This is a genomic window from Mycobacterium sp. THU-M104 (assembly GCF_049197365.1).
Taxonomy (GTDB): Bacteria; Actinomycetota; Actinomycetes; order Mycobacteriales; family Mycobacteriaceae; genus Mycobacterium.
On record NZ_JBMIOP010000113.1, the window covers coordinates 1 to 10,830 of the forward strand.

The 10,830-nt window shown below is 69.2% G+C and carries 12 protein-coding genes; 6 read left to right on the forward strand and 6 right to left on the reverse strand.

Translation table 11 applies throughout. From position 1 onward, the window contains the following. The coding region (locus ACOJVU_RS10220) for a class I SAM-dependent methyltransferase (protein ID WP_421529671.1) at positions 1–858 on the reverse strand (858 nt) is incomplete at its 3' end. Between the two features lie 253 nt (positions 859–1,111). Between ACOJVU_RS10220 and secY the strand changes: the two genes are divergently transcribed. From secY to ACOJVU_RS10250, 6 genes are all read left to right on the forward strand, one after another. Beyond that, positions 1,112–2,437, forward strand: coding sequence for a preprotein translocase subunit SecY (gene secY, locus ACOJVU_RS10225; RefSeq protein WP_421529672.1), 1,326 nt, complete (start codon positions 1,112–1,114; stop codon positions 2,435–2,437). After that, a complete protein-coding gene (locus tag ACOJVU_RS10230) occupies positions 2,434–2,979 on the forward strand; it encodes an adenylate kinase (RefSeq protein ID WP_421529673.1) in 546 nt (181 codons plus the stop codon). The genes secY and ACOJVU_RS10230 overlap by 4 nt, the downstream gene beginning before the upstream one ends. 19 nt (positions 2,980–2,998) lie before the next feature. Further along, on the forward strand, positions 2,999–3,802 hold the full coding sequence (gene map / locus ACOJVU_RS10235) for a type I methionyl aminopeptidase (RefSeq protein WP_421529674.1): 804 nt from the start codon (positions 2,999–3,001) through the stop codon (positions 3,800–3,802). A gap of 66 nt (positions 3,803–3,868) precedes the next feature. After that, the gene (locus tag ACOJVU_RS10240; protein ID WP_421529675.1) at positions 3,869–4,414 is read left to right on the forward strand and encodes a sigma-70 family RNA polymerase sigma factor; all 546 of its coding nucleotides are present in this window, start codon (positions 3,869–3,871) and stop codon (positions 4,412–4,414) included. Positions 4,415–4,431: 17 nt separating this feature from the next. After that, positions 4,432–5,160 carry an anti-sigma factor family protein gene (locus ACOJVU_RS10245; protein ID WP_421529676.1) on the forward strand — a complete coding sequence of 243 codons (729 nt, stop codon included), beginning with the start codon at positions 4,432–4,434 and terminating at the stop codon, positions 5,158–5,160. 34 nt (positions 5,161–5,194) lie between these two features. Beyond that, positions 5,195–5,686, forward strand: coding sequence for a MarR family transcriptional regulator (locus tag ACOJVU_RS10250; RefSeq protein WP_421529682.1), 492 nt, complete (start codon positions 5,195–5,197; stop codon positions 5,684–5,686). On the opposite strand, the gene mmsB is transcribed toward ACOJVU_RS10250, so the two are convergent. From mmsB to ACOJVU_RS10275, 5 genes are all read right to left on the reverse strand, one after another. Next, complete coding sequence (mmsB, locus tag ACOJVU_RS10255) at positions 5,683–6,573, reverse strand: 3-hydroxyisobutyrate dehydrogenase (RefSeq protein ID WP_421529677.1); 891 nt, start codon at positions 6,571–6,573, stop codon at positions 5,683–5,685. The two genes, ACOJVU_RS10250 and mmsB, sit on opposite strands and share 4 nt — an antisense overlap. Positions 6,574–6,582: 9 nt before the next feature. Next, on the reverse strand, positions 6,583–7,770 hold the full coding sequence (locus ACOJVU_RS10260) for an acyl-CoA dehydrogenase family protein (protein ID WP_421529678.1): 1,188 nt from the start codon (positions 7,768–7,770) through the stop codon (positions 6,583–6,585). Positions 7,771–7,782: 12 nt separating this feature from the next. Further along, positions 7,783–9,303 (reverse strand): CoA-acylating methylmalonate-semialdehyde dehydrogenase, encoded by a 1,521-nt coding sequence (locus tag ACOJVU_RS10265; protein WP_421529679.1) that lies wholly within the window; start codon positions 9,301–9,303, stop codon positions 7,783–7,785. A gap of 106 nt (positions 9,304–9,409) precedes the next feature. Then, on the reverse strand, positions 9,410–10,219 hold the full coding sequence (locus ACOJVU_RS10270) for an ABC transporter permease (RefSeq protein ID WP_421529680.1): 810 nt from the start codon (positions 10,217–10,219) through the stop codon (positions 9,410–9,412). Continuing rightward, positions 10,216–10,830 (reverse strand): ATP-binding cassette domain-containing protein (locus tag ACOJVU_RS10275; protein ID WP_421529681.1); only part of this gene is annotated, 615 nt, incomplete at its 5' end. The genes ACOJVU_RS10275 and ACOJVU_RS10270, both read right to left, overlap by 4 nt.

The window sequence follows — 10,830 nt, forward strand, 5'->3', positions numbered from 1 at the left end:
CTCGTCGTCCGGGTAGACCAGGCCGTAGTCGGCGAAGAGTTCACGCCGGGGCCGGGTGCTGACCTGCCAGCCCGCACCGGTCAGGTAGTCGACGACGTCGCTGCGCTCGCCGTCGAAAAACAATCCCGACAAGTCGATGTCGCAGCCCGCTTTGGCCCACCGGTCGTTGAACTGCTTCGCTCGTTCGCTCATGGTGCGGCCCGCATCCCCGTGGAATTCGGTGGCCAGCCTGCTTCCGGGGGCGCTCAGTCCGGTGATGTTGTCGAACAGCCGGTCCTGGGCTTGCGGCGGAAGGTACATCAGCAGGCCCTCGGCGCTCCAGGATGTTGGATTGTTGGTATCAAATCCGCTGCGCCGCAATGCTTCCGGCCAGTCTTCCCGCAGATCGACGGCTACGGTCCGTCGTTCCGCGGTCGGGGTGGCGCCCAAGTTCGCCATCGCGGTGCTCTTGAAGTCGACGACCTTGGGTTGATCGACCTCGTACACCACACTGCAGGGCGGCCAACTGAGCCGGTAGGCGCGCGCGTCGAGCCCGGCGGCCAGAATCACCGCTTGTCGGATGCCGTCGCGCGCCGCGTTGAGGAAGAAGTCGTCGAAGAAGCGGGTGCGCACTGCGATCGAGTCGGTTTCCAGCTGCACGTCCCGCTCGCTGTCCGCGCGCGCCTCAGGGGCCACCTCGCCGTCGACCAGTCGGCGGAAGAAGTCGAGCCCGACAGCCCGCACCAACGGCGCCGCGAACGGGTCGTCGATGATCGGGTCGGACCCCTGGCTGGCCAGGGCGCGGGCCGCGGCGACCATGGTGGCCGTGGCGCCGACACTGGAGGCCAGGTCCCAACTGTCGTGTTCACTGCGCGTCATGGTGGTTCATCTCCCCGGTGTTCACGCCCCCCGGGGACGTCCCGGGGCCTCCAGTACCTATGTTTAGCAGACATAACGAATTTCCGGGACGTTGCGCTTCGCCGCAGGCGAGACGGCCCGCTGACGAAACTGCGCAGATCGGCTGTTAGTCTCGTACACGATTTGACGCGCTGTAGATCGAGTCGGCCGTACGTCCTGGCCTGCGGGTGTTGGGCGCGTGACCAGGATGCCCTCGGCTGCGCAGGAGGATAGAGTGCTCTCGGCTTTCATCTCGTCGCTGCGAACAGTCGACCTGAGACGGAAGATCCTCTTCACACTGGGTATTCTTCTGCTCTACCGCCTCGGCGCCGCCCTGCCGTCTCCCGGCGTCAACTACCCCAACGTGCAGCAGTGCATCAAAGAGGCCACCGGCGGCGAGGCCGGGCAGATCTACTCGCTGATCAATCTTTTCTCCGGCGGGGCGCTGCTCAAGCTCACGGTGTTCGCGGTGGGTGTGATGCCCTACATCACGGCCAGCATCATCGTGCAGTTGCTCACCGTCGTCATCCCGCGTTTCGAGGAGTTGCGCAAAGAAGGCCAGTCCGGCCAGGCCAAGATGACCCAGTACACCCGCTACCTGGCTGTCGCGCTGGCCGTCCTGCAGGCCACCAGCATCGTGGCGCTGGCGGCCAACGGGGGGCTGCTGCAGGGCTGCTCGCTGGACATCATCGCCGACCAGAGCATCTTCACGCTGGTCGTCATCGTGATGGTGATGACGGGCGGGGCGGCGCTGGTGATGTGGATGGGCGAACTGATCACCGAACGCGGCATCGGCAACGGCATGTCGCTGCTGATCTTCGTCGGCATCGCCGCGCGCATTCCGTCCGAGGGCAAGACCATCCTGGACAGCCGCGGCGGTGTCATCTTCACCGCCGTGCTGGTCGCCGCGCTGGGCATCATCGTGGGCGTGGTGTTCGTCGAGCAGGGCCAACGCCGGATCCCGGTGCAGTACGCCAAGCGCATGGTGGGCCGGCGCATGTACGGTGGGACCTCGACCTACCTGCCGCTCAAGGTCAACCAGGCCGGCGTCATCCCGGTCATCTTCGCGTCGTCGCTGATCTACATTCCGCACCTGGTAACCCAGCTGATCCGCAGCGGCAGCGGCGGGCTGGGCAGCAGCTGGTGGGACAAGTTCGTCAGTACCTACCTGTCCGACCCGAGCGACCCGGTCTACATCGCCATCTACTTCGGGCTGATCATCTTCTTCACGTACTTCTACGTGTCGATCACCTTCAATCCCGACGAGCGCGCCGACGAGATGAAGAAGTTCGGCGGTTTCATCCCCGGCATCCGGCCGGGCAAGCCCACCGCCGACTACCTGCGCTACGTGCTGAGCAGGATCACGCTGCCGGGCTCGATCTACCTGGGCGCGATCGCTGTGCTGCCCAACCTGTTCCTGCAGATCGGCAACGGCGGGGCGGTGCAGAACCTGCCGTTCGGTGGTACAGCCGTGCTGATCATGATCGGTGTCGGGTTGGATACGGTCAAACAGATCGAGAGTCAGCTCATGCAGCGCAACTACGAAGGGTTCCTGAAGTGAGACTCGTTTTGCTGGGGCCGCCGGGGGCGGGCAAGGGCACGCAAGCGGAGAAGCTCGCGCAGAAGCTGGGCATCCCGCAGATCTCGACCGGCGAGTTGTTTCGGCGCAACATCGGCGAGGGCACCGAACTCGGCCTGGAGGCCAAGCGGTACCTGGACGCGGGCGACCTGGTGCCCGCCGAGTTGACCAACCAGCTCGTCGACAACCGGCTCAGCGACCCGGACGTCGCGGCCGGGTTCATCCTCGACGGATACCCGCGCTCGCTGCAGCAGGCCGAGGCGCTGCACGAGATGCTCCGACGCCGCGGCACCGACGTCGACGCGGTGCTGGAGTTCCGGGTGTCGCAGGACGAGTTGCTGGGGCGGCTCAAGGCGCGCGGGCGGGCCGACGACACCGACGACGTCATTCTCAACCGGATGAAGGTCTACCGCGAGGAAACGGCGCCGCTGCTGGAGTACTACCGCGAGCAACTGAAGACCGTCGACGCCGTCGGCTCGATGGACGAGGTGTTCACTCGCGCGCTGCGAGCCCTGGGCCGATAACGATTTCGGGCGAACCACTATGACACCGCTGGCCCGACTGCGCAGTCGCCGGGTCGTGCCGCAGCGCAGCGCCGCCGAACTGGACGCGATGGCAGCGGCCGGCGCCGTCGTCGCCGCCGCCCTGCACGCCGTCCGTGCGGCGGCGATTCCCGGGGTGTCGACGTTGAGCCTCGACGAGATCGCCATTGCGGTGATCCGTGACGCCGGGGCGACGCCGTCTTTCCTGGGATATCACGGCTACCCTGCGTCGATCTGCGCATCGGTCAACGACCGGGTCGTCCACGGCATCCCGTCGGCCACCGAAATCCTGGCCCCCGGTGACCTGGTGTCCATCGACTGCGGAGCGGTGCTGGCCGGTTGGCACGGAGACGCCGCGATCACTTTCGGCGTGGGCACGCTGCGGCCCGCCGACGAGGCGCTCTCGGCGGCGACCCGAGAGTCGCTGGAGGCCGGGATCGCGGCGATGGTCGTCGGCAACCGGCTGACCGACGTCGCGCACGCGATCGAGACGGGGACCCGCGCGGCCGAGCGTCGCCACGGGCTCCGGTTCGGGATCGTGGAGGGCTACGGTGGCCACGGCATCGGCCGGCAGATGCACATGGACCCCTTCCTGCCCAACGAGGGCGCCCCGGGGCGGGGCCCGTTGCTGGCGCCCGGTTCGGTGCTGGCCATCGAACCGATGCTGACGCTCGGCACGGGAAAGACAGTGGTGCTCGACGACGAGTGGACGGTCACCACCTCCGACGGCTCCCGCGCAGCACACTGGGAGCACACGGTCGCCGCCACCGAAGACGGGCCACGCATCCTGACGCTACCCGGGTAAGGCCGGCTTGAGGCCCGCGTGAACCAACCGCCCCGGAGGCTCGTTTTACCAGGCGGAGGTGATCGAGTGGGTCGGGTTGCCGGCAACGGGGCGGCCTCGGGGGCTGCCGAGGCCGCGGTGATGAAGGCGATCTACGACGAACACGCGGCGGTGCTGTGGCGTTACGCGCTGCGGCTGACCGGGGATGCTAGCCACGCCGAGGACGTCGTCCAGGAAACGCTGCTGCGGGCGTGGCAGCATCCGGAGATCATCGGCGATGCTGAACGATCTTCGCGGGCGTGGATGTTCACCGTCGCCCGCAACATGATCATCGACGACCGGCGCAGCGCCCGGTCCCGCCATGTCGTCGGCTCCACCGACGAGGACGGAGCGCCCGAGCAGTCCACCCCCGACGAGGTCAACGCGGCGCTGGACCGGCTGTTGATCGCCGAGGCGATGGCCCAGCTGTCCGCCGAACACCGAGCCGTGATCGACAGGTCCTACTACCGCGGCTGGACCACCGCTCAGATCGCCGCGGACCTGCAGATCGCCGAGGGAACGGTGAAGTCGCGGCTGCACTATGCAGTACGGGCGCTGCGCCTGACCCTGCAGGAACTCGGGGTCACCCGCTAGCGCATGAGGAACAGGAGATGGATGAGATGAACCCGCAGCCAGGGGATGCCGGTCCGCCGTGTGACCGGTACGCGATGTGGGATGCCGCCTACGTGCTGGGCTCGCTGTGCGCCGCCGAACGCCGCGAATTCGAGGCGCACATGGCCGGTTGCCGGTCGTGCCGGGACGCCGTCGCCGACCTGAGCGGCGTGCCGGCTCTGCTGTCGCGGCTGGACCGCGACGAGGTGGCCAGGCTCGTCGAGTCGGGCCCGCTCCCGACGGCCCCGGAGATGTCACCGGCGCTGTTGCCGTCGCTGCTGGCGGCGGTGCGCTTCCGGCGCCGCCGTGCGCGCGTGGCCACATGGGTGGCCGCGTCGGCTGCGGCCGCGGTACTGGGGGTCGGCGTGTTCGTCGGCGTGCACGGTCACGCGTCGGCCCCTGCGCCGCAGGTGAGTGCCTCAGCGCAGCAGATGGCGCAGGTCGGCACCACCCTGCTGGCCTCCACGGTGCAGGTCAGCGACCGGAACTGGGGTACGTCCATCAGCCTGGACTGCGTCTGCTTGGCTCCGCTCACCGCGCACCACGACACGCTGGCGATGGTGGTCGTGGGCCGCGACGGCAGCCAGACCCGGCTGGCGACCTGGGTCGCCGTGCCCGGGCACACCGCGAAACCGGCCGGCAGCATCTCGACGCCGGTCGACCAGATCGCCGCCGTGCAGGTGGTTTCCGCCGACAACGGGCAGGTTCTGCTGCAGCGTTCGATGTAGACGCGGTAAGAAAGGGGACGTGACCGCCTCGAGACTGCCCAAACCGGACCCGATCGCCGCGGCGCGTGCCAATTGGGAGCGCGCCGGATGGGGCCACGTGGCGCCGGGCATGGTCGCGGTGACCTCGGTGATGCGAGCTCATCAGATCCTGCTGGCCCGCGTCGAGAACGCTTTGCGCCCTTATGACCTGAGCTTCTCGCGGTACGAACTGCTGCGGCTGCTGGCGTTCAGTCGCACCGGGGCGCTGCCGATCACCAAGGCGTCCGACCGGCTGCAGGTGCACGTCACCAGCGTGACCCACGCGATCCGCCGGCTGGAGTCCGACGGGCTGGTCAAGCGGGTGCCGCACCCCACCGACGGGCGCACGACGCTGGTGCAGATCACCGAGCTGGGCCGCTCCACGGTCGAGGACGCCACCGTGACGCTCAACGAGCAGGTGTTCGCCGATATCGGAATGTCCGACACCGAATCGCTGGCCCTGGTGTCGGCGGTGGATACGTTGCGCCGCAACGCCGGCGACTTCTAACCGCGCAGCATCTCGATCACGGCGCTGAAGTCTTTGTCGGCGTGCGAGGGATCGGACGCGATGAACTCGGCGTAGACCTCGGCGGCGTGACTGCCCAGCGGTGCCGAGGAGCCGGTCGAGCCCACGGCATCCATCGCGAGGTGCAGGTCCTTGTTCATCAGCGCAGCCGCAAATCCCGGCCTGAAGTCGTTGTTGGCCGGTGAGGCGGGAACCGGGCCCGGCACCGGGCAATTGGTGTGCACCGCCCAGCAGTTGCCGGTCGCGCCGGTGATGACGTCGAACAGCGACTGCGCCGACAGCCCGAGCTTCTCGGCCAGCACGAACGCCTCGCCGATGGCGATCTGCTGCACCGCCAGCACCATGTTGTTGCAGACTTTGGCGGCCTGCCCGGCCCCGGCCCCACCGCAGCGGATGATCTTGCCCGCCATCGGTTCCAGCACCGGCCGCGCCCGCTGCAGCGCGGACGCCTCGCCGCCCACCATGAACGCCAGGGTCCCCGCGGCGGCGCCCTTCACCCCACCCGACACCGGCGCGTCCAACTGGGCTATCCCGTGCGATTCCGCCAGCGCGTGGACCTCCCGCGCGTCGTCGACCGAGATCGTGGAGCTGTCGATGAACAGCGCACCGGCCCGCGCGGCCGGCAGCACCTCGAAATAGCAGCGCTTGACCACCTCGCCGTTGGGCAGCATGGTGATGACGACGTCGGCCCCGGCGACGGCGTGCGCGGCGTTGTCGAACACGGTCACGCCGTTGCCGGCCGCGGCCGTGGCCGCTGCGGGCAACGGATCGAACCCGCGCACGGTGTGGCCGGCGGCGACGAGATTCGCCGACATGGGTCCGCCCATGTGGCCCAGTCCCAGGAAAGCGACGCGCGAAGAGTTGGTCATGGCGCCTTTCTACGCGGTGGCCCGGAACCGTGCGGCCTCGGCCCGGCCGATGACCACCCGCATGATCTCGTTGGTGCCCTCCAGGATCCGGTGCACGCGCAGGTCGCGCACGATCTTCTCCAGGCCGTACTCGCGCAGGTAGCCGTAGCCGCCGTGCAGCTGCAGGGCCTTGTCGGCGACGTCGTAGCACGCGTCGGTGACGTAGCGCTTGGCCATCGCGCACAGCTCGACCTTGTCGGCGTCGTCGACGTCCAGGGCGGTCGCGGCCCGCCACAGCAACAGTCGCGACGTCTGCAGCGCGGTGGCCATGTCGGCCAGGGTGAAGCGGATGGTCGGCTCGTCGATCAGGGCGGAGCCGAACGCGTGGCGTTCGCGCGCGTAGACGCCCGCCTTGTCGAAGGCGGCCTGGGCGCCGCCGAGCGAGCACGCCGCGATGTTGAGGCGGCCGCCGTTGAGGCCGTTCATCGCGATGGAAAAGCCGGCGCCCTCGCCGGCGGCGCCTCCGAGCATCGCGTCGGCGGGCACCCGCACCCCGTCCAGGATCACCTGCGCGGTGGGTTGGGCGTGCCAGCCCATCTTCTCCTCGGGTGCACCGAAACTCAGCCCGGCGCAGCCCTTTTCGACGATGAAGGTGGAGATGCCGCGCGGGCCCGGATTTTCTGGGCCGCCCGTGCGGGCCATCACCACGTAGACGTCGGAGGCGCCCGCGCCGGAAATGAACTGCTTGACCCCGTCGAGCACATAATCTGCACTTTTTTCCGGGCCCTGCTTGACGGCGCGGGTGCTCAGGGCGCCGGCGTCCGAACCGGCGCCCGGCTCGGTCAGGCAGTAGCTGGCGATGACGTCCATCGACGCCAGCCGCGGTACCCAGACCTTGCGCTGTTCGGCGGTGCCGAAGGTGTCGATCATCCACGCGCACATGTTGTGGATGGACAGGAACGCGGCGGTCGTCGGGTCCGCGACCGCCAGCTGCTCGAAGATGCGGACCCCGTCGAGGCGGCGCAGCCCGCTGCCGCCGACGTCGTCGCGGCAGTAGATGGCCGCCATGCCGAGTTCGGCGGCCTCGCGCAGCACGTCGGTCGGAAAGTGCTGCGCAGCATCCCATTCCAGGGCGTGCGGGGCGAGACGTTTGGCGGCGAAGGCGGCGGCCGTTTCGGTGATCACCCGCTCGTCGTCGTTGAGCGCGAAGAGTTCCATGGAATCAGGGCCCTATTGCATTGTGGGGATGACGAATTCGGCACCGTCTTTGATGCCGGACGGCCACCGCGACGTGACGGTCTTGACCTTGGTGTAGAACTGGATCGACGCGGGGCCGTGCTGGTTGAGGTCGCCGAAGCCGGAGCGCTTCCAGCCGCCGAACGTGTGGTAGGCCACCGGCACCGGGATCGGCACGTTGACGCCCACCATTCCCACCTGCACGCGGGAGACGAAGTCGCGGGCGGTGTCGCCGTCGCGGGTGAAGATCGCCACGCCGTTGCCGTACTCGTGTTGAGAAGGCAGCGCTATTGCTTCTTCGTAGTTTTTGGCCCTGACCATGCACAGCACGGGTCCGAAGATTTCGTCGGTGTAGATCGACATGTCGGGGGTGACGTGGTCGAACAGCGTCGGACCGATGAAGAAGCCGCCCTCGAGGCTGGTGTCCCCGAAAGTCAGGTCGTCGCTGGCCCGCTCGCGGCCGTCGATGACGATTTCCGCCCCGGCGGCCACGCCCTGGGCGATGTAGTCGCGCACCCGGGCCAGCGCGGCCTCGGTGACCAGCGGCCCGTAGTCGGCCTTGGGGTCCAGGCCGTGGCCGACGCGCAGGTTGTTGATCCGCTCGACGAGGCGGGCGCGCAACCGTTGCGCGGTCTGCTCGCCGACGGGCACCGCGACGCTGATCGCCATGCAGCGTTCGCCGGCGCTGCCGTACCCGGCGCCGATCAGCGCGTCGATGGCCTGGTCGAGGTCCGCGTCGGGCATCACGATCATGTGGTTCTTGGCGCCGCCGAAGCATTGCGACCGCTTTCCGGTGGCCGCGGCGGTGGAGTAGATGTACTGGGCGATGTCGGAGCTGCCGACGAAACCTACGGCCTGGATGTCGGGGTGCGCCAGGATGGCGTCGACGGCCTCCTTGTCGCCGTGCACCACCTGGAACACCCCCGGCGGTAGGCCGGCTTCTCCGAACAGCTCGGCCAGGCGCAGCGGGACCGACGGGTCGCGTTCGCTGGGCTTGAGTACGAAGGCGTTGCCGCAGGCCAGGGCCGGGCCGGCCTTCCACAGCGGGATCATCGCCGGGAAGTTGAACGGGGTGATGCCCGCGACGACGCCGAGCGGCTGGCGCAGCGAGTACACGTCGATGCCGGGGCCGGCGCCCTCGCTGTACTCGCCCTTGAGCAGATGGGGTATCCCGATCGCGAACTCGATCACCTCGATGCCGCGCTGGATGTCACCGCGCGCATCGGGCAGGGTCTTGCCGTGCTCGAGGGACAGCAGCTCGGCGAGCTCGTCCATGTGGTCGTTGACCAGCTCGACGAACTTCATCATCACGCGGGCGCGTCGCTGCGGATTCCATGCCGCCCAACCCTTTTGGGCTTCGACGGCCGACGCCACGGCGGCGTCGACGTCGGTCTTGCCCGCCATCGCGACCCGGGCCTGCACCTGACCGGTGCTGGGGTTGAAGACATCGGCGGTGCGGGTGGACTGCCCGGTGGTGCGCTTCCCGTCGATGAAGTGGGGGATCTGTGTGGTCATGGGTGCCCTTGGGTGTGAGTGGCGTCGCTCGAGCGGATACTTGCATATCCTAGTAACCGGTGCCGGGCCGTGGCAAGGCAAGGCAAGGCGGGCGGTCCGCGGCCCCTTACCGGGTCCGGCCGCAGCCGGGGTCAGCGGCGCCGGAGCGGCGGCCCAGCGGCAGCAGCCGGTGATCGCGGGTGAACACCAGACGCACCAGGCCCAGGGCGAGCACGACGGTGGTCGCCGCGACCGATCCCAGGATGAGGAACATCACCACCGCCTGCACGAGCACGGCCTGCACCGGGGGCACACCGGCCAGGATCAGCCCGGTCATGGCGCCCGGCAGGAACACCAGGCCGGTGGCCTTCGTGGTTTCGATCTGCGGGCTGATCGCCGAGCGCAACGCGACGCGCAGGTACGGTCTGGCGGCCTGCCGGGACGGCTGCCCCAGGGCCAGCCTGGCCTCCACCTCGTCGCGCTTGTCACGCAGCTCGTCGACCAGGCGCCGGGCCACCAGCACCATGGCCGTCATCGAGTTGCCGATCATCATCCCGGCGATCGGGACCACGGTCCGTGCCTGCAGGGGGAACACCCGCAGCCCGAAGATCACCCCCAGCGTGATCGCCGCCGCCGCGGTGAACGCGACGATCGCCAGCGGCGCCAACCGGGGCACCTCCGGTGCCCGCCGACGGGCGACGTCGCCGGCATAGCCGACCATGCCCGCGATCCAGGCCCACGACCACCACAGCGAACGACCCGGCTCGAACAGCAACGTCAGGGCGCCGCCCACCAGCAGCAACTGGACCAGGGCGCGGGCCGCCGCCCACAGCACCTGACGCTCCAGGCCCAGCCGCTGCCACAGTGACACCGCCGCCGCCACGGCGACCAGTGCCAGCGACGTCGCCAGCCCGACCCAACCGACCTGCCCGCTCATCGCGACCCGTTCCCCGGGGCGACGGGCCCGAAGCCCAGGCAGCGGCCCCGCTCGATCCACAGCACCCGATCGGCGGCCCGTGCGGCCTGCGCCGCGTCGTGGGTGACCCAGATGGCCGGGATGCCGTCATCGTCGGCCAGCCGGCGTACCGCGCGCTCGATCACGCCGGCCGCCTCGGCGTCCACCGCGGAGGTGGGTTCGTCCAGCAGCAGCACCTGAGGCCGGGCCATCAGGGTGCGGGCCAGGCACATGCGCTGCGCCTCCCCGCCCGACAGCGCGGTCGCGTCGCGGCCAAGCCATGAGCGGGTCCCCGACCCGGTCCCCGGCTCGGTCAACGCGACGCGCTCCAGCGTGTCGCGCATCCGCGCGTCGGAGGCGTCCGGGTCGGCGATGCGCAGGTTGTCGGCCACGGTGCCGGGGAACGGCGTCGGGCGCTGGAAGCACATGCCCACCCGGCGCCGCAGCGCCAACGGGTCGAGCTCGGAGATGTCGTTGTCGCAGAACGACACTCGGCCGCTGGTCGGCAGCTCCAGCCGGTTGCACAGGCGCAGCACGGTCGACTTGCCCGAACCGGACGGCCCGAATATCGCCGTCACCCCCCGTCCGGGGAC